This is a genomic window from Cytobacillus kochii (genome assembly GCF_044790165.1).
GTDB lineage: Bacteria > Bacillota > Bacilli > Bacillales > Cytobacillaceae > Cytobacillus > Cytobacillus kochii.
This window is the reverse complement of sequence record NZ_CP085254.1, coordinates 817,306-836,870: the sequence shown is the minus strand read 5'-3', so window position 1 is coordinate 836,870 and position 19,565 is coordinate 817,306. Positions and strand designations below refer to the sequence as shown.

General features: G+C 36.4%; 19 protein-coding genes. 5 read left to right on the top strand and 14 right to left on the bottom strand.

Annotated features, from left to right (window positions below; genetic code table 11):
• Positions 1 to 35: 35 nt before the first annotated feature.
• A complete protein-coding gene (locus tag LG276_RS04520; RefSeq protein WP_251162740.1) occupies positions 36 to 797 on the bottom strand; it encodes a TerC family protein in 762 nt (253 codons plus the stop codon).
• A 389-nt stretch (positions 798 to 1,186) separates the two neighbouring features.
• Positions 1,187 to 2,869: a YrzE family protein gene (locus tag LG276_RS04515; protein WP_251162741.1), complete on the bottom strand. Its 1,683-nt coding sequence runs from the start codon at positions 2,867 to 2,869 to the stop codon at positions 1,187 to 1,189.
• A gap of 130 nt (positions 2,870 to 2,999) precedes the next feature.
• Here LG276_RS04515 and LG276_RS04510 point away from each other — a divergent pair, with 130 nt between their 5' ends.
• Positions 3,000 to 3,704, top strand: a complete 705-nt coding sequence (locus tag LG276_RS04510; RefSeq protein ID WP_251162742.1) for a polysaccharide deacetylase family protein — start codon at positions 3,000 to 3,002, stop codon at positions 3,702 to 3,704.
• Between the two features lie 185 nt (positions 3,705 to 3,889).
• Here LG276_RS04510 and LG276_RS04505 read toward each other — a convergent pair whose 3' ends face one another.
• The 3 genes from LG276_RS04505 to LG276_RS04495 form a co-directional block, all read right to left on the bottom strand.
• Entirely contained in the window at positions 3,890 to 4,846 is a 957-nt protein-coding gene (locus LG276_RS04505; RefSeq protein WP_251162743.1) for a hypothetical protein, read from the bottom strand.
• Between the two features lie 224 nt (positions 4,847 to 5,070).
• Entirely contained in the window at positions 5,071 to 5,988 is a 918-nt protein-coding gene (locus tag LG276_RS04500) for a macrolide 2'-phosphotransferase (RefSeq protein WP_251162744.1), read from the bottom strand.
• A gap of 13 nt (positions 5,989 to 6,001) precedes the next feature.
• The gene (locus LG276_RS04495; RefSeq protein ID WP_251162745.1) at positions 6,002 to 7,465 is read right to left on the bottom strand and encodes an Msr family ABC-F type ribosomal protection protein; all 1,464 of its coding nucleotides are present in this window, start codon (positions 7,463 to 7,465) and stop codon (positions 6,002 to 6,004) included.
• Between the two features lie 389 nt (positions 7,466 to 7,854).
• On the opposite strand from LG276_RS04495, the gene LG276_RS04490 reads away from it, so the two are divergent.
• The gene (locus tag LG276_RS04490) at positions 7,855 to 8,238 is read left to right on the top strand and encodes a nuclear transport factor 2 family protein (RefSeq protein ID WP_251162746.1); all 384 of its coding nucleotides are present in this window, start codon (positions 7,855 to 7,857) and stop codon (positions 8,236 to 8,238) included.
• A 29-nt stretch (positions 8,239 to 8,267) separates the two neighbouring features.
• On the opposite strand, the gene LG276_RS04485 is transcribed toward LG276_RS04490, so the two are convergent.
• Positions 8,268 to 8,792, bottom strand: coding sequence for a dihydrofolate reductase family protein (locus LG276_RS04485; protein ID WP_373370937.1), 525 nt, complete (start codon positions 8,790 to 8,792; stop codon positions 8,268 to 8,270).
• Positions 8,793 to 8,967: 175 nt separating this feature from the next.
• Between LG276_RS04485 and LG276_RS04480 the strand changes: the two genes are divergently transcribed.
• The 3 genes from LG276_RS04480 (at position 8,968) to LG276_RS04470 (ending at position 11,498) form a co-directional block, all read left to right on the top strand.
• Positions 8,968 to 9,381: a VOC family protein gene (locus LG276_RS04480; RefSeq protein WP_251162747.1), complete on the top strand. Its 414-nt coding sequence runs from the start codon at positions 8,968 to 8,970 to the stop codon at positions 9,379 to 9,381.
• Between the two features lie 394 nt (positions 9,382 to 9,775).
• Positions 9,776 to 10,306 carry a TetR/AcrR family transcriptional regulator gene (locus tag LG276_RS04475; RefSeq protein WP_251162748.1) on the top strand — a complete coding sequence of 177 codons (531 nt, stop codon included), beginning with the start codon at positions 9,776 to 9,778 and terminating at the stop codon, positions 10,304 to 10,306.
• 67 nt (positions 10,307 to 10,373) lie between these two features.
• On the top strand, positions 10,374 to 11,498 hold the full coding sequence (locus tag LG276_RS04470) for an MFS transporter (protein WP_251162749.1): 1,125 nt from the start codon (positions 10,374 to 10,376) through the stop codon (positions 11,496 to 11,498).
• A gap of 935 nt (positions 11,499 to 12,433) precedes the next feature.
• On the opposite strand, the gene LG276_RS04465 is transcribed toward LG276_RS04470, so the two are convergent.
• From LG276_RS04465 to LG276_RS04430, 8 genes are all read right to left on the bottom strand, one after another.
• Positions 12,434 to 12,559 carry a hypothetical protein gene (locus LG276_RS04465; RefSeq protein ID WP_281202858.1) on the bottom strand — a complete coding sequence of 42 codons (126 nt, stop codon included), beginning with the start codon at positions 12,557 to 12,559 and terminating at the stop codon, positions 12,434 to 12,436.
• A gap of 280 nt (positions 12,560 to 12,839) precedes the next feature.
• Positions 12,840 to 13,040, bottom strand: a complete 201-nt coding sequence (locus LG276_RS04460; protein ID WP_373370941.1) for a hypothetical protein — start codon at positions 13,038 to 13,040, stop codon at positions 12,840 to 12,842.
• Positions 13,041 to 13,116: 76 nt separating this feature from the next.
• Positions 13,117 to 13,749: an HNH endonuclease family protein gene (locus tag LG276_RS04455; protein WP_251162751.1), complete on the bottom strand. Its 633-nt coding sequence runs from the start codon at positions 13,747 to 13,749 to the stop codon at positions 13,117 to 13,119.
• Between the two features lie 452 nt (positions 13,750 to 14,201).
• The gene (locus LG276_RS04450) at positions 14,202 to 14,693 is read right to left on the bottom strand and encodes a GNAT family N-acetyltransferase (RefSeq protein ID WP_404293657.1); all 492 of its coding nucleotides are present in this window, start codon (positions 14,691 to 14,693) and stop codon (positions 14,202 to 14,204) included.
• 12 nt (positions 14,694 to 14,705) lie between these two features.
• A complete protein-coding gene (locus tag LG276_RS04445; protein WP_404293654.1) occupies positions 14,706 to 16,373 on the bottom strand; it encodes an FAD-binding dehydrogenase in 1,668 nt (555 codons plus the stop codon).
• 34 nt (positions 16,374 to 16,407) lie between these two features.
• A complete protein-coding gene (locus LG276_RS04440; RefSeq protein ID WP_404294390.1) occupies positions 16,408 to 16,878 on the bottom strand; it encodes a DUF4037 domain-containing protein in 471 nt (156 codons plus the stop codon).
• Between the two features lie 240 nt (positions 16,879 to 17,118).
• A complete protein-coding gene (locus LG276_RS04435) occupies positions 17,119 to 17,253 on the bottom strand; it encodes a hypothetical protein (protein ID WP_404293652.1) in 135 nt (44 codons plus the stop codon).
• Positions 17,254 to 17,372: 119 nt separating this feature from the next.
• On the bottom strand, positions 17,373 to 19,385 hold the full coding sequence (locus tag LG276_RS04430; RefSeq protein WP_404293649.1) for a methyl-accepting chemotaxis protein: 2,013 nt from the start codon (positions 19,383 to 19,385) through the stop codon (positions 17,373 to 17,375).
• Positions 19,386 to 19,565 lie beyond the last annotated feature (180 nt).

The window sequence follows — 19,565 nt, the reverse complement described above, 5'->3', positions numbered from 1 at the left end:
TAGCATGTACTTAAAACATCCTCTATAAACACAACTCATGCTGGGTTTTTACTAGAAGAAAACCAACCTATTACTGCGATCGCAAGTAATATGCCATAAAATATGATTTGCCAAAGGGCTGAATGGGCAAATCCTTCTGGTAACCAAGCAATGTCTTCGTGTGAAAGGACCATTACGAGTAGCTTCACACCTACCCAACCGACAATCAGATAAGCGGCACCCTCAAGGTTCGGACGTTTATGAAGTAAATCAACAAAGATATTAGCAGCAAAACGCATGAGAAGGACACCGATTAGTCCACCAATAAATACAACAAGGAAATGACCTGTGTTCAGTCCACCAATATGACCCCACTCTGTTTCAGGTAAGGTTACACCTAAAGCAACGGCAGCTAAAATAGAATCAATCGCAAAGACTAAGTCTGCACATTCTACTTTAAATACAGTCCACCAGAACTCTTTCTGTGTAGCTTCTTCTATGATTTCTTCCTGTTGTTGAGAATGATTGTTCTTTTTCATTCTCAACCAAGTATATAGATTTTTAATTGACATGATTAATAAATATATCGCACCTAATGCTTGAACTTGCCAGACGTTCACTAAGAAAGAAATAATAAATAATGACCCAAAACGAAGGACCATTGCACCAACTAAGCCATAAAATAAGGCTTTTTTCCGTTGTTTCTCAGGTAAATGACTGACCATTAATGCTAATACGACCGCATTATCAGCAGCAAGTAATCCTTCAAGACAGATAATAACGAATAATACACCTAAATATGGTAATAACAATTCCAATCCTTTCGACACCCCTTTTTTGCATTTGCGTAACAAGATTTTGTTCACACATGAAGCAGTAGCAAAACAAAGAAATCCCATAGCGAGATATTCAAGATGGGCGGAGTCCCATGTTCTCTCCCCTAAACGGCAAAATGTCTCAGACAGTTACTGCATAATTATTTTTCCTAAATTCCTCGATTTCAACCTATTAATCCTCTATAAATTTGTTATTCATAAAATAATTTAGTAATTAACGGGTGAAATACCCTCCTCAGAAAAGAAAGAGTAAAAAATAGTTAGGCACTGGTTAAATAGATGAAAGATGGCTACCAAAAATCAAAACAATAAAAAACGCACACAAATTCTGTTTTCATAACAGAATGGTGCGCGTTTTAAGTAAAGCATTGTTATTCTAATCCATTAATGGTCATTTCTTTAACAGGTAAAAACATTTCACCTGTATTTAAATAGGTCATCTCTACCTCATCATCTTCTTGCAAATAGATGGCTAGCGGATTGTTTTCAGTAGAGGCAATGAAATTCTTACCATCTTCCAAAAGGAAGGATACGTTTGTCGATTCTCCTACTCTTTCTTTATATACCCTAACTACTTTTCCTGTTAATTGGACTTCTTCTGCACTAGAGCTTCCTTCAACACTTCCACTTCCACGTTGTAGAGCTGTTTTATATTGCTTCAATGCATCATTTGGTGTACTAGCATAAACAGCAATTTCCGGGTTAGCAGCTGAAACGATAAAATAGTTTTGCAAGAAGCCATTTGTATCTAATACCGGTGTTAACCAGCTTGCTTCACCATAGAAATTATATAGGATTGGCATTTTACCATACCATTTTTTCTCAATGAATTTCTTTTCGATAATTTGTAATGCCCCTTGTGAATCCATATAAGACTCTTCAAGATTACCCGTATAATAAGTCGCTTCACCTGTTCTAGAATTCGTCAAAGAATATCCTAGCATAGAGTCAACGCCCTCTTTCGGACTGGTGAAATCAGTGAAATAATACATATCGCCTTTTTCATCAAAAATAGGACTCACATTCGCTTCTGTACCTTCATCTGATGGTAACTTCACATCAGATTTTCCAAATAAACTATTCCAGTAGCCATTCACATATTTTCCGAAGTAGCTATTATGCAAGCTAACTGTCTCCGGCGAAACAGCTCCGTCAATAAAAGCAGGTACATCTTTTAATTTATATTGCTTAGCAGCTCCTGTTAACGGGTCAACCATCACTATCCCCAATGGATTAAAACCGTTTCTTGCGCTAATAAATTCACCATACGTGCGAATATAAAAAGGCTTACCCTCATCATCAATTTCTAATTGCACATCACCATAGAAAATATAATCAGGGTATTGCAATCGAATTTGGCGATAAATATCTTTATTTAAGAAAGAAGATGGTGTATAAGCCATTTCCGATTTAATAAACTTTGGATTGGCACTAGAGTCTGTTGCACTTACAGTAAAATATCCTGGTGTAGTATCACCTTGTATCCATTTAAAGAAACCGGAAAATTCAACTGGTGCAATATACACATATTGCCCATCTACTTTTTGTATTTGTAAACTCCCTAATTCATAATAGCTCGTGTTTGGCACTTGCCCAAAAGCTTTCTTCATTTTATTACGAGCAAAATCAGGCGGCACACTTGCTGGTGTCTCATTTTCATCAAATGTTTCAATTTCTTCTTCGACCTGCATTTGTGCTTTTTCAAATTTTTTATCTGCATTAAAGACAAATGCGAAAGACATATAAGCGATAGCTATGATACCTATTAAACCTAATACTAATTTAACCTTACGTTCTATACCTTTAGCAAAGAAACCGCCTAGTACAGCTAACACTGTTAAACCGATAACAAGACCATTCATGTTGCGATCTAAATTAGTGAAATAATAAATACTAAAGATAATAATAAAGAGGAGAACGAAGATAAAAAGGAACCCGTTAAATGAAGGGCTTTTTTTCTTTTCTTCCCCCTTTTGAAATAAAGATAAGACTGGAAACAAAATAACTGCGCTTACCACAGCGATTATGAGTGAGAATATAAATAGTTCTCCCATGGAGTATCCCCTTTCGTTATTGCAATGTTCTACTATGTTATACGAATCTACACAGAAATAGTTTCAGTCCTTTTTCATTTTTTTGTTATAATCAAGACTAATGAAATCTAAAATGTGAGGAAATAGTAATGTGAGAAAAAAAAAATACCTTAAAATCATTTTGTCGTTACTGTTACTTTGTCTGCTTTTATTCGGTAGCTATGAATTAATGAATGCAAGATCCTATCAATTATTCGGAAACATAACAAATAGCATTGAAACCGATGAAAAAGTAGTTGCCCTTACTTTCGATGATGGTCCAACTAAAAATGTGGAACAGGTTCTTCACTTATTGCAACAATACAATGCAAAGGCCACTTTCTTTCTGATTGGTCAAGATATAGAGAAGTTTCCCGAAGAAACGAAAGCAATTATTGAAGCTGATCATCAAGTTGGTAATCATACATTTTCACATGCAAGAATGATTTTCAAGTCACCGACATTTATGAAAGAGGAAATTGATAAAACCGATGCGCTCATCCATGAAGCGGGATATAAAGGCGAGATAGACTTTAGACCACCAAACGGCAAAAAATTAGTTTTCTTACCTTATTATCTCAAACAAAAAGAAAAAGAAACGATTACATGGAATATTGAACCTGATACTTTTTTCACTACACCAGAGGAAAAGATCGACTATGTATTAGAAGAAATCCACCCTGGTTCTATTATTCTCCTTCATCCAATGTATGATCAATCTGGTGACGAACTTCAAGTGATCGAAGAAATTTTAAAAGCTTTAACAGAAGAAGGCTATCGGTTTGTTACTGTCGATGACCTACAAGCATTGGAATAAAAATCATAAACCTTTCGCTTCAAGAATTTTTTTTACCTTTCATTCTATCTATGAAAAAACTTGTACTAAAATAAAGGGCTGGTATACCAATGACTAGATAAAGCCAGCTCTTTGGCATCAAAAGGTTATAGAAATAACTAAATAATACACCCCAGCTAAATAAAAGAATAAAATAAGCTAACTTTTTAAAGACTGTTCTTACCTCCTGTCCTTAACACTTTCAACATATCTGTATGTTGACAATATAGCTTTCTCCCATATTGACAGATTTCCTTATAATGTATATTCAACCATTTATCCATATCTTTTTGTTCATTTTTCCTGAAAAAGTATGTAGATAGTTGCTGCATGATTTGATAAGATGCATAGTTATGTGGAATATCATTATTTATGGCTTGATGGATTAACTTTTCTAGCAAACGATGGTCTTTGTAATAGATGAGCTCGATTAATTTTGCACGATATTCCAGCTCCCACCCACTTAAATTCGGGTAAAGTTTATAATCGTTGTAATGTTGAGCTTCATGCTTTAAAAAAGAAACGAGGAACTGATCTTCATTTAAATATTCTCTATAGCGAGGAAGTATACAATAGATTCCTTCCTTGGATGCCCATCCACCTGCTCCTATTTCTCCAAAAGTGGCATAATCTAGCCAACCCAGCATCAAAAAATCATCGAGGAAAAATACTTGAACCGTTTCTATATCATTTAAAAGTTCAACATCTACCTTTTTACTTTCTGTAGTTTGCCAAATATATGGACCATAATGTGGTAATGTCCTTCCTCCGACGAATGAATAGCCTTTCTCTTTAAATATTTGGCTCAGCTCTTCTTCTATTTCTTCCATCGACTGCGCTTGGCTAGATGTTGATTTACCTAAACCTATTAATAGTTCACTTTCCGCTTGGGAAACATCTTTTCTCCTGGTTAAAACATCTATAAAATAGCTTTGATAACAATTAACTACATATGCTATCCACTTATCAACATGTTGAAAAGGTTCATTCTTCTGAAAGAAGCGCTGTTGATAACTTTTCAACATGGTTTCCTCTTCTGAAGTACGTTGCTCCTTTTCTATTAATTGTTGATAGATTTGTGTGATCTCACCCTGAATACAGAGTTGATAGAGTAAATGTGTCACCCGAAAACCTCCATTTGCTGTTCTTCCTATGTGGGATTCGACATTATTCTTCTATTACCTTCAATATCCTTAACGTTCAACTATGAATCACCTACGGATAACCGTCGTATGATTGCTTCACCCTGTTTTCAAAATGACGATTGTAGATTTCAAACGAATGATAGTAAAAACAAACGAGCAAATCTTTTCACAATCTTTGCTCGCTTGTTGAGTATATCTAGGATTTATTTGCTACTCTCATGATTATTCCCATCTACACCAAGCATCGTTTTTGCCATCTTCTCCATTTCCTCCAAACCAGAGAGTTGAGCAAATTCAGCGACTCCAACGGCTGCTGCACTGACAAGTTCGATGATATGCTCTTTCATAAATGGCCATGTCCTGCCGCCCGCTTTTTCATAAGCTGAGATGACTGCATCTAACCCCTCTTCTCCAAAAATTAAATAATGAGAGGTAAAGTCTATAGATACATCACCGACAGCTACTTCAGTCCAGTCTATCAATCCTGTTACCTCTTTCTCTTTATTCACAAGAATATGCCCTGGATGCACGTCACCGTGAAGCAATCCTGTATGATTGGGCCATAGACGATCATTAGCCAACCACTTCTGCCAACGTCTCCAAAGTTCATCGCTTACCCCGTAAATTTCCTTTACCTTATTCATTCTTGAACTCATTTCCTCTTTTGCTTGGGAACTATTAAAAATTTTAATACCAGTATCTTTCACATAGCGAATCGGCGTTCGGTGAAGTTCTGCCAGTATTTCACCTAAAGTTGTGTGATAACGTGTCAGATCACTTTCCTTATCGAAGCTCCAAACATAGTTTTGTATCTCATGATCGATTGTGCCAGCTGGTATACCGTCTAATTGTTTGTAGGCCATACAATCATTCGTGAAAACCTTCCAATGCGGTGCTTTAATGCTCGTATGTTTATAAAGTACTTCAAGTACCGCATGCTCCTGTTTTGAACGAGTCATGGAATCTTCACGCCGTGGTATACGTAATATCCACTTATTATTTTTTTTATCCACAACATGTGCAACTAAGAAATCCATACCTGACTCATTTATTTTAATTTCTTCTTCATCAATCATTAATCCATGTTTGTCAGCTAGTCTTTTCACTTCTTTTTTATCCATTTTTTTCTCTCCTTTATTTCACTTGTTTTATTTGTTGCTCTTCAATTTTAAATATATGATCCGCCACTCTTTTCACGAAAGTTCGGTCATGACTTACCAACAGTACAGTCCCTTCATATGCATGAAGAAAACTTTCCAATGCTTGTATGGCTTTTATATCTAGAAAATTGGTTGGTTCATCTAAGATGAGTACATTATCACTTCCTAAAAATAGCTGACATAATATAAGTCTGATTGATTCTCCACCACTTAAGGTCATTACCGACTTCTGCAAGTCATTCCCTTCAAAACCCATAGAATGAAGGACTGTACGAACTTTACTTTCAGCATATACACTGTTTTCATTCATAAATGCTAAAACCGTTTGTACACCTTCTAATAAATAATTATGCTGATGATAAACACCAAATGATACATTAGGAGATAGAACTATTCCCTCCCCATTGGAGACAATATGTTTGAGTAAAACCGTTTTACCGGAACCATTCCTTCCGTCAATGGCAATGATCTTTCCTAATGGGAATTGGAAACTGGCATGTGTTAATAATCGTTTGCCATCAACAGATAAAGAGACTCTATCTCCCATTATTGGGTATTTATTATGCATTTGCAGAATTTTTGATTGTGGGAAGTAGTGCATACGATCAACTTCCGGTGTCTTTACCTCTCCTAACTGAGTGATTCTTTGTTCTATTGCCTTTGCCTGACGATGAATATTCCTTTGACTTGTATCTTTTGATTTCGTCATGAACATTCGGTTCGCTTTTGCTTTTGCCTCTTTTTTCGACATTGAATGATTGGCTTGATTCACTTTTTCTGCTTGCTTCATTTTTTCATCCGCTGCTTGAATTAATCTTTGTTTTTCTTTCTTATATTGTTCAAATGCTTGAATATGCTGTTCGTGGGCTAGTTGTTTCTGTGACTCATAGTCAGAATAGTTGCCCACATATTCTGTTACCGTTCCATCTTCAACTTCCCATATTTTTGTTACCAATTGATCGAGCAAGTATCTATCATGACTAATAATAATAAGCGCACCGTAATAATACATAAGCTGATCTATTAAAAAATCTATACCTTCACTATCCAGATGGGTTGTCGGTTCGTCGATAAGCATTCCTTCATAATAGGTGGAAAAAAGTTGAGCAAGTTTTAACCGTGTCTGCTCACCACCACTTAAATGATTCACATCCTCATTTGGTACGGATAACCTTGATAATAACTCACCGTCTGCTTGCCTCGTTTCCGGCACTTTTTTTTGCTCAAAGTAACCAAAGTCAATCTGTTTACTCACACTTCCTTTTAAAGGATAGATATCCCCATACATAAGCTTTAATAGGGTCGTTTTACCACTACCATTCTTCCCAACAATCCCAATTCGATCATACTGGTAGACTGATAAATAAGGAATCTCTAAAATATTACGATCTAGATATGTCACCTCAATACTTTTCATTTCTAATGTTAATTGTTCCACGTTTCCACTTCCTTTAGTTGAGTGATTAAAGGAATGTGATCATAAAAAAACACAGACGCGCTCGGTTGTCTGTGTTTAGGGTAAACGTATATGGTGGGATTTGTTTTAGAAATAACAAAAAACACAGACAATCTGCGTTTTCTGTTCGAAATTATCACGATGAAAACCATTAAAAATGTGCAGACTACTCCCGTTTACCCTGTTTATGAAAACAGAGCCTTTGAACATTATTCAATTAGCTGTTCAAAGTAACGTGGCGTAATCTCATACTTGCAGTCATTTTTAATGATCCTCCCTTCTTTTATTAATAATAACTATATTATGTTCTCCATAGATTTGTCAATCAGGCAAAATATCCGGTAAGATGAATAAAAAGGAGTGAAAGTATAATGGACTTTACCTTTACTTACCCAAAAGATTGTAGCAATGCACCAAAAAAAGAGACGATTAAAGAAATGATACATGCTTTTGCTCGTAAGGATCCCTCTCAAGTTTCTCACTATTTGTCAGAGGATATCCAATGGCAACGGGTGAACCATCAGTCCATCATTGGCAAAGAGAGCCTATTTCATTTCTTTGCTAACACTGAAAATAATCATGTTTTATCTCTACATATTGAGCGAATTATCACCCATGGAAAACTAGCGTCAGCGGATGGCACTTATACTATGTCAGATGGTTCAACATTTTCTTTTTGCCATATCATTACCTTCATTAGTGCCGGAAAAAATACAATGAATGCTGTCAAAACCTTTTTAATTAAACACGATTAGATTTTGACAGGACATTAATTCTCGAAACATTACCTTTTCACTACATAATGTAATTCAACAAATTGATTAAAGGTTCTCGTGCTTTTTAAAGAAAGATTGAATTGATAATCACCCGCCTTAAAAAGGGGAATGCCCTCACCAATGATTCTTGGTGCAACAGTAACAATCATTTCATCTACAAGATTTTCCTGTAAGAATGTATAGAGTAAGTCACCCCCACCGATTAGCCATATGCTTTTTCCCTCACCATTTTTCAAATGATTGGTAAATGCTTTAATATCTGGATGAATAAATTTCACATATTCCGTATCTTCATTTACTGATCGGGAAAACACAAAACATTCCTTATCCTTGTATGGAAAATCCCCCTTCTCTTGTTCCATTACCCAATCATATGTACGCTTTCCTATTAAGATTGTATCCACACCGTTGATAAACTCACCGTAGCCATTATCTCCTTCTGACTCCACACTAAATAACCACTCTAGCGAATCGTCTTTTGTTGCGATATAACCATCTAAACTTTGAGCAATATATAGTACTACTTTTCTCATCATAACCCTCCCAAAAAGAACAATTGTTCGTATATTTTAACATACATCTTCATTTATATCATCTACACCGAATAGATAATCATACATATTTAAATCAATTGATATTTAAAAATTTAAAATATTACACTTTTTATATTATTATTATAAGGAAACCAATTTTTTAAGGAGGAAACCTATGTTTAAAGTCGGTAGCATTTTTATTCCTGTGTCAGATATTGAAAAATCTTCTTTATGGTACGAAAAATACTTAGGTGCGACGAAAATTGATGTTTGGGAAGATGGCGCGGGATTTTATTTACCTACTGGGTCAACTCAGTTAGCTTTAATCAAAGTGAATCGTCCACAACCGACGGAATTCACTATACAAGATAAACAAAAAAACGCCTATTATAATTTTGTCGTGGATAACATCGTAACAGCTCATCAGTATTTTAATAATAATGGAGTAATAACGACTGATATTCAACATATGGGAGAGATGGCGTTCTTCGATTTTTTCGATATAGACGGTAATCCATTTAGTGTAGTAAATGAAGTAAAAGATTCACCGTATCATTCAGAGAATGTTAAAAGAATGCAAGAAAAGTAAGAAGGAAAGTGGTCAGGATATAAGTATGCTAGCTAAGGATTTATCGAATGATTAAGTATATCTAACAGCTAATCATTCGAATTTTTTATCATTTACCTCCTTATATGAAGTAAATAGTGGAATGGAGCGGAAGACACTCGACTCCTGCGGGAAAAAGAGGGGGAGCTTGAGACCCCGAGAAGGCTCAGCCCCTCCCCGCGGAAAGCGAGTGTAACGGATTTGTTTTGTAAATAATATTTTTTAGACCATAATTTTTTATTGTTCGTATTTGAGTTTAGCTCATTTGGTTATGTCCCAGCCACCTTTATCCAAAAAAATTAGCTTAATTGAAAAACCCCTTTTAATGGTTTACTATTTATATAATGAACGTTATATCTAAAGGATGTGTGGGTAAATGAGTAAAAAGAAAGAGCAATTACTTGAAAAATCGGAGAAATTATTTGATCAGCACGGCTTTCATACAGTTGGCTTAAAACAAATTATTAAAGAATCTAATGTAGCTCTTATGACAATGTACAACCACTTTGCATCGAAAGAAGCGCTTATTTTAGAAGTGTTACGTAGACGAGAAGAAAGGTATTTTGACATTTTAGAAAATGCATTATCCAATCAGGGCAACTTAGCTATTCGATTAGCCGAGGCACACATCAATTGGTTAAGAAGAAACGGCTCAAATGGTTGTATGTTTCTGCGGGCTAGAGAGGAGTATTCTTTAGAACCTTCATTTAATGGTGAGATTGTCAGTTTTACTGAACAACATAAAAGACGGCTCATTGATTTTTTCACAAGTAAAGGATTGAATAGCAACGAGGCACTAAGGCTTGAATTGTTATTTGAAGGAGCTACCGCTTTGGCAGAAGTATTTGCTATAGAGACTGTAGCAACAGAATTTCATCATTCAGTATCAAGTTTGTTTTCGGAATAAAAGGTCTCGCTCTTTATTTCAAAAAAATATAATGAACGTTATATCTATTTGAATGAGGTGAATAAACATGAGAAAAGTAATACTACCTGGATTAGCAATGATTGCTGTCACATATGCACTTGCGCGCTTAAGTTATGGCTTATTTCTCCCAAATATCTCGAATACATTGGGCATGAGTGAAGGTGAAGCTGGGCTAGGGAGTTCCATTGCATTTATCGCCTATGCACTTGCTTTATTACTTTCAGCCTTATTGATTAAACATTTTGGCTACCGGAAAGTGACTCTCTTTGCTGGTTTTACAGCCGTTTTTGGACTACTAGGGATGGCTAGTGCGCCATCTATTTTATACTTAAATATAAGTCTATTTATAGCTGGTTTAGGTAGTGGATTAGCCTCTCCAGCATTAAGTCAAATGGTGCAAAACACTTTATCAAAAGAAAAGCTCGACCAAGGAAACACATGGATCAATAGTGGAACCAGCTTTGGTATTATTTTGACCGGACCCATCGTTATTTTATTGACTGATCATTGGCGATTAGCTTACTTACTATTTGCTGTTATTGCTGCTCTTGTATTGATTTGGAATCATTTTTCTCTTCCTCCTGATGAGAAAAAGGAATCGGTATCAGATAACAATATTAAATATCTATCTGCTATAAAAACAGCTAAATATTTATTAGTTGCTTCCCTTTTAATCGGCGGAAGTTCTTCAATTTACTGGACTTTTTCAAGAAGCTTCATTACTTCAAGCTATGGACTAGGAATCAATGAAAGTGTGATATTCTGGATTATCATAGGATTGGCTGGCATACTTGGAGGCGTTTCAGGAAACTTTATTCAAAAACTGGGATTATCCCTTTCTTACCGATTACTTATCTCTTTACTCGCAACGTCTATCTTTCTATTAACAATTCCAAGCGCTGTGGCTATTTACCTTTCAGCTGGTCTATTTGGCAGTACTTATGTTTTCCTCACGGGACTATGTATTGTCTGGGCCACGAGGATTTTTCCCGTTTTGCCAGCTTTAGGAGTAAGTTTATCCTTTTTCGCACTGGGAATCGGGCAATCATTAGGTTCCTATCTCGCCGGTAAATCCATTGAAATGACTTCCTATCCTGTTAGTTTCAACATATTTGCCGCCTTTTGCTTAATCTCTTTGTTTGTCACTACGAAGAAGAAGTCAACGTCATGAACAGGATTTGCCTTTTCATGGCTAATCACCGCTACACAAATAAAGAATAAGCATCAGTTATTGTTTCCTCAAACAATAACTGATGCTTATTCTCTGTTCAGAACTTTCATTTAATTTCAGAGTTGCTTATAGAATGAATGTAACCATTCAAACAATTCACTTTTAAACTCGCTACCTTTTGTCCTTTAGATTCTTCCAATAAGCATTCCTTATACATCGGGTTATTTTTAAATTGCTCTAAGACTCTATGAAAATCTTTCTTCTGCTCGTATTCTATACACTCAACTAATTGTTCTCTGTTGTTGGTTATTTTTATCGTATGCATACTCTTTGTTGTTTTCCCCACCTATTCTTATTTATTAATATTTATACTGTATAACTGTATATTTTAATTTCCTCTTTATACAGTAACACATTCAACTTTTACTTGAAATTACATTTATAATACAATGTTAAGATAACGTTAACAAATTAATCAACTAACTTCCACATGCATATATCATGAATGATTATACAATTCCTGAGAATACTAGGGTGCTATAATAATCCTTTCATCGAAGAGGAACTATTTTTTATTCATTTCCTTTTAGAACATCTTCAAAAACACTTCTATAAGCAATAACTATCCTTTTTTCTGTATAATCCTCCAATAAAAAGGAAAAGTAAGGCGATCAGAATAATCTACTGATTGAATGTCCGTTTATAACCAACCATCTGCAAAAACAATCAATTATTTCTCCTCTCGCATTCTCAGAGGCTACAGTATAGTTATCACTATTGTACCTATGTTTGAGTCAAGATTGCCTTCGTTGTACAACACTTAAGCGCTCTCTGTTGTTTCCCAACTATCGACATGAACTTTAGCCATTCCTTGGGCATCTTCTTTTCATTTTACTCTTATGTTTATTTCTGCCATCCTCTAGTAAAAAAACCTATTATCCATGAAGGTAATAGGTTATATCAAACAAATTATTTTCTTCTTCTTCGACAGCTAACTCATAATGAGGAGCCTTCTCCATCACAAGCAATCTCACCTGTTCATCAGGTATTGGGTAGACCATCATACTAAACTCTTTATTAATGATATCCAAGGCGGCGAATAACTAACAAAGAGCGCTCATCGTTTCCGGACTTTCTTTACCTTTATTTTCCTCATTCTGAAATCTTTTATTTCTCCCTCATCTATTGAACAAGGATGTCCTTTTATTTCAGTTAGCCTCCAATTAAACATCGACTACTCCTTTTCAAGGTTGATTGAATATAGTCTTGATTTAATTAAAGCTTGAACACCTTAACCCCTACTTCCACATTCAAGAACACCACATTACATTACATTTATGATTATTGCCTGTTTAATACTGCAATTAACATTCGGTGTATCACATCATGATCCCGAGTGTCATGTAAATGATAGTTTCCCCCAGGAAGTGTGTACCATTCTTCCGCATCTACATAGGTAATCGCAAGAGTGAGGTTACCTTCTTTGTCAGATGTCGTTCGTAATTCAAGATCCCCACTGATGACACCAACCTCACTAGTCATTACACCATGAGTTGCCTTAAACACAGATGAGATTGTATTCAATTTAATTGACTCCTTTCATTGGTTGATTGATTGTTTAATAGGAGCAACTATTGAGCATTCCTTGAAGAGCTGTTTTTTCAGAACTCTGCAAATGCAAACCCCAATTGTATTTTGTATTGATCCACATTTTAGCATAAGCACAATTTGCACCTGCACGAGGTGGTTGCCATGTGGATGGATCTTGGTCACCCTTGGATCGATTTGAGCTGGCTGATACTGCGATGAGCTGTGGCCCATTGAGGTCATTGGCGAAGTCCTCTCTTTTAGCAGTTGACCAACTGCTTGCCCCAGAACGCCATGCTTCTGCGAGTGGAACGACATGGTCAACATCTAATTGTGAGGGGTCATTGAAAGTGATGCCATCATAATAGCTATACCATTTACCTGAAGTTACTGGACAATTACCACTATAATTGTCGGCATCACGCTTAAGGATTACTTGTCTTGTATCACAACCATCCCCTTGACTAATCCAGTGAGGGAATTTTTCTCGACTATAGCCACTCATGGATTCTTCATTTTGTACATTTAAAGAATTAAGTTGTACTTGGGTAGTAGATTTGGATGGCAAATCTGGAGGCAAAGCAGAAGCTGATAATAAATCATACTGAAAAACAAGCAATGATAAAACAAACGACAAAGAGAACAGCAACGACTTTTTCAACATAGAATTCCTCCTCATTATAATGGCTGTCTATATCAACACTCTAATAAGAGCTGCTAATACCAATCTTGGATAGGACTTTCTATGAGTTTCAGCAAGCATTAAATCACTTTGAAATAAGTTATGTATCTACTTATTAATGGTATATCATAATTAACATAGATTGAAGTTACAATATTATTAATGTTTTGTTAATTAAACTTTTTAAGTAGGTCACTTTCTACATACTATAGTTGAAAGAGGTGATTTTCCGGAAAAGAACAACATACTTGAGTTAAATTTTTTTGCTATTGGTATTACTCCTTCTATGTGTATCGCTCTCGGATTCTCTATATCTGAATGCTCCCTTGAAAGTTGTTAATTTTCGCTTTCTCCTTTGAGAACATTGATTCCTCTTTGTCCAATGCCCTCACTCCTATTTCTCCACAAACATGTGCCGTAATCTTCCCTCTCATCTAGTAACTTGTATTCAACTTCCGATCCCACTGATAGTAAATAAAACTTCCCTCTACTCCTTGCATGCCAAAGTCATTTCTTTCTAATACTTTTTGAGAGGAAATATTATCTTTCGTTGTTTTGGCCAAGAGGTGATTGATTTCCTTATTTTGCTGGAGAAGAATTTGCAGTGCATGAGTCGCTATCCCTTTCCCCGTGTATGCCTCACCTATGCGATAGCCAAGATAACCCTTTTTCTCTCGCCAGTCTATATCTACAATATTTATTCTACCGACAATTTCATCTGTTTCATTTTTAATAAGATAGAATAAAGATTTATTTTCTGCTTGCTCCTCTAATAATCCTATTAAGACTTGTAGGAACTGCTCATATATCTCATATCTTACAGGTCTAGGTGGAACACTTTTCTCAAAAAATTGTTTATTCACTTTTTCAAATTTGAACAGTTCTTTTGCGTCATCATTAGAAAGTCTTGTCAGTCTATAAGTCATCGTATAAGCTCCTCATATCGTTTCTTTATCTAATGCTGCAACGATTGCTTGGCCTGCCACTTTTCCTGTAAAAAGACAGCCACCAACAAACGTTCCCTCTAATGAGCGATAGCCGTGCACTCCACCGCCACCAAAGCCGGCTACTTCTCCTGCTGCATATAAGCCAGGAACAGGAGAGCCCTTTTCATTTAACACCCTTGCTGATAAATCGGTTTGCAGACCACCTAGTGTTTTTCTACTTAGGAGATTTAAACGAACGGCAATGAGTGGGCCGTTTTTTGGATCAAGAATTTTATGAGGCTTAGCCACTCGTATTAACTTGTCCCCCAGATAGTTTCTTGCTCCTCTAATAGCTGTCACTTGCAAATCTTTTGTAAAAGTATGATCAATCTCACGGTCTCTTGCTTGAATTTGTCTTTCAATTTCATCCACCCGCAACAAATCATTGCCAGAAAGTTTATTCATTGCAGTGACAAGATCACCCAGTTGACTAGCAATAACAAAATCTTCCCCTTTATCCATAAATGCTTTAACAGGCGTTGGTACACTTTTTAATGCTCTGCCAATCACTTTACTAATGCTTTTACCCGTTAAATCTGGATTTTGTTCAGAACCAGATAAGGCAAACTCTTTTTCAATTATTTTATGAGAAAGAATAAACCAAGAATAGTCATAGCCTGTTTTTTTAATTGCCTCAAGTGTACTAAGTGTATCAAAACCTGGATAGTTAGGTGCTTGAAATCGTTTTCCATTTGCATCAAGCCAAATAGAAGATGGTCCAGGAAGAATACGAATCCCATGGTTCTCCCATACAGGCTGCCAATTCTTAATTCCCTCTGTGTAATGCCACATGCGGTCACGGTTCACAATCCTTCCGCCTGCTGCCTCTGTAACCGAAAGCATCCTTCCATCCACATGTGCCGGAACTCCAGAAATCATCTGTTTAGGTGGCTCTCCAAGTCTACTTGGCCAATTTTTACGAATCAGCTCCATGTTTGCACCGATACCTCCACTAGCAACTAAGACGATTTTTGTATCATAGTTAAAGCGACCAACTACTTCTCTATTACTTCCTTCCCCACGTTTCGCTTGGCTAGCCTTTAATACGGAACCACTTACTCCAACAACCATACTACCGTCTGTTATTAATTGCTCCACACGGTGACGCGGTTGATATTGGACCAAGCCTTTTTTCATATGTTCTCGTACTCGGCGTTCAAATGGCTCAACAATGCCTGGACCTGTTCCCCAGACAATATGAAAGCGTGGTACTGAGTTACCAGGGCCATCAGCTAACTGTCCCCCTCTCTCTGCCCAACCGACTACTGGAAAAAAACGAACCCCCATCTTGTGTAACCATGCCCGCTTTTCTCCCGCTGCAAATTCAACATAAGCTTTAGCCCATTGCAACCCCCAATAGTCCTCATCTTCTATCCGATCAAAACCAGCTGTCCCCTGCCAATCCTGCCATGCTAACTCCTTTGAATCCTGTATTCCCATTCGACGCTGTTCAGGGGAATTGACTAAAAACAGTCCTCCAAATGACCACCATGCTTGGCCACCTAAGGATGCTTCTGGCTCTTGGTCTAAAAGTAATACCCGCTTCCCACCATCCGCCATTTCTGCCGTTGCCACCAAACCTGCTAATCCTGCGCCAACCACAATCACATCGTAATCCATTGACCTTTCCTCCATTCATTCATTTATTTAGTTATCATGACTGTTTATTGTTTTTAGGGCGGGTTAACATACTTTTTTGTTTCACTTCATTTAAATCTATCTCGGGATACGCTCTTTCTATTAATCTATATGTTTCTACTAATAGTTTTTCGAGTTCTTGTAAATCTTTCATAGTTAATTGCCCTATATGAACTTTCTCTAACCTCTCTAGAAAATTTGATGGTTTAACCTTCAATGCGTTGACAGATTTCCTTAACCATTTAAAACCAGGGTGTTGTATGAACTCTTTATTCAATGCAAATAATAATATTAAAATATTCTTTTCAACTGAAAAAAGAACTTGTTGTAACAAATACCAATCATTTCGCTCTAGTAATCCATATCTACTATGCCAGCTATTTGTTACTTCTTTATACTCTTTAATCAAATATATTGTGAGTTCTGTTGGATATCCATCCATCTGTCTTCTTAAACCTTTAAATAAGTCTTTACCAACGAGTGGTATACCACTTTGTAGGCTGGCAAGTAATACTTGTTTTTCAATATCTGCTTTTAGCTTGATTAGAAGGTCATCGATGATCCGCTGAAAAGTTCTCGTGCGAAAATTACTTATTTCATATTTTACGTTAGAGACTATATACGATTCGGACCATTCTTCACCTTCAAATGGATAAAAGTCGAGGATTTTACCCCCTCTTTCCTTTATTGGGTAAAGTCGTTCACCCTCCGTAGGGTCTTTATTCCATTAAACATTGATTTCAATATCTGAATACTCGTCTTCCCAACCACGGGAAACAGATCCAGAAATATATACTATATCAACATTAGTATTACTTCGATAATATTCAGTTACTTTCTTAGCCTCACCGATTAAAATCATGCATGCCATCCTTTTACATATGTTAAATAATGAACCTAAAATACTACACCATATACCAACCCCTAACATTCGTTAAAAAAAGAAAAAAATCCTGCTTTCACAGGATTTCTTCGTCTATGTTAAAGTTTAAAGCGACCAATTAATGATTGAACCTTTGTCGCTAAGTTATTTAAGTGTTGTGCACTTTCAGTCACATTTTCCATCGAACCGCTTACTTCTTCTGCCGATGCAGATGTTTCTTCAATGCCTGCTGCTGATTCTTCTGTCACAGAGGCAATCTCTTCAATTGTACCGTTCATTTCTTGACTATTTGCTGTAATATCGTTAAGATTTTCTGCAATTTGAGCAATACTTTCTCCCATTTCTTGCAGTGATAGGCGGATATCATCAAATGTTTGATTGGTTTCATCCATTTGCTCTTTTCCTTTTTCAACCTCTGTATATCCAGTCTGCAAGGAAACAACGACTTCTTTTGAATCAGATTGGATGGTCATGACAATTGATGTGATATCTTGGACAGATGCTGCCACCTGTTCTGCTAGTTTACGAACTTCTTCTGCAACAACGGCAAACCCACGACCATGTTCTCCCGCTCTCGCTGCTTCAATAGCTGCATTTAATGCAAGTAAATTCGTTTGCTCAGCTACTTCTTTTATCACAGCAACCAACTTTGTGATATCTTGTGTTTGTTGATCCAATGTTTTCATTTTTGCTGTCGTTTGGCTGACAATGTCATGAATTGTCTCCATTTGTTTCGTTGATTGCTGCATATTTAACGTGCCTTTTTCCGTCATAACAAAAACATCTTTTGTCTTTTCTTGAATCCATTCACCATTCGCATTGGTCTCATCAATCTTTACAACAAAATCATTCATAAAGGAAGAAATGTCACTCGCACTTTTCGCTTGTGCTTCTGAACCGTAGGCAAGCTCCTCCATTGTTGTAGCAATCTGTGAAGTACCTGCTTTTACTTCTTCAGAAATTAATTTCAATTCCTCACTTTTGGCTGTTACTGTGTGAGATACGTCTTGAACATCAACGAGAAGTGTTTTTATTTGTTGATTCATCTCATTCGTTGCTATTACAAGGTGACCAATCTCATTTTTATGTTTGATAGGAAGTGGTTCATGCGTAAAATCTCCATCTGCCATACTTTTCATTCTGCCTACTACATCATGCATCGGCTTTGTTAAAGCTCGGGTAATGAAGTACGAAGTAACAATCGCTAACAATAAAACCACACCGATAGTAATTAAATTAGGTAACACGATTGCTTCCCCTTGTTTTTCTAAATCCCTCGTTTTTACTATACCGCCTATTGTCCATCCTGTTGTAGGATTCTCAATATAATGAACAATTTCCTCCTCTAACTCAATACTTCCAAGTGATTGTTCATTAGACTCTGCGGACAAATCTAATGAAGGAGCTTGTCCAATAAGTGCTGAATCAGGATGAGCAACATATTTACCAAAAGGATCGACAATCATGCCATATCCTGTGTCACCTACGTCCATTTTATTGACCATCTCAATTAATGTGTCAACAAGTACATCTGCCCCTACCACACCTACTAATTGATCATTTTGGTAAACGGCTTCAGAAATCGTTATAATCGGTTCCCCTGTACTACCATCTTTGTATGGTGCTGTCCAAACAGGATCACCTTCTGCAGCAACCGCCTCCTTATACCAATCTCTTTGCTTTGCAAGGAAATCATTTCCTAAATCAGCTTCAGGATAAATCACCACGTCACCCGTACTCTCACTAGCTGAATAAAGGTTGATGACAGAGTCCGTTGTTTCTTGTGTTTCGCGGAAATAGGCTAAGACCTCTTCATTGTCACCTTCTGACGGAATGATCTCCTCATTCATCGTCATTCGGGTCATGATTTGATGCTTCTGAGTAAAGAACATCTCAAAAGTATCATTTAAACTAATTAATTGTTCTTCTACGTTTTGGTTGAGGATCGTTGTCGTATTTTTAATACTAAAATGGTAACTAACATAACTAACCGTCATGACTGCAATGATAATTAACGCTAAGAACGGCAGCAATATTTGAAATTGAATAGTGGATGTTAAGCGGTTTAGGAATGAGTTTTCCTTCCCCTTTCGATCGAATAACTTGCCCATAAATATTCCCCTTTTTATCTAAAATGCGTGATTAATGACCTATCAAAAATAAATAACCACATCTTTTGTCCTGATATTTTTATCGGCAGACTAGGATATCCTTTCATGTTTATCTATAATGGCAGAAAATTTAGTTTATTACTCGTATAAAGGGGTGTGACTGGAAGAATGAACATGATT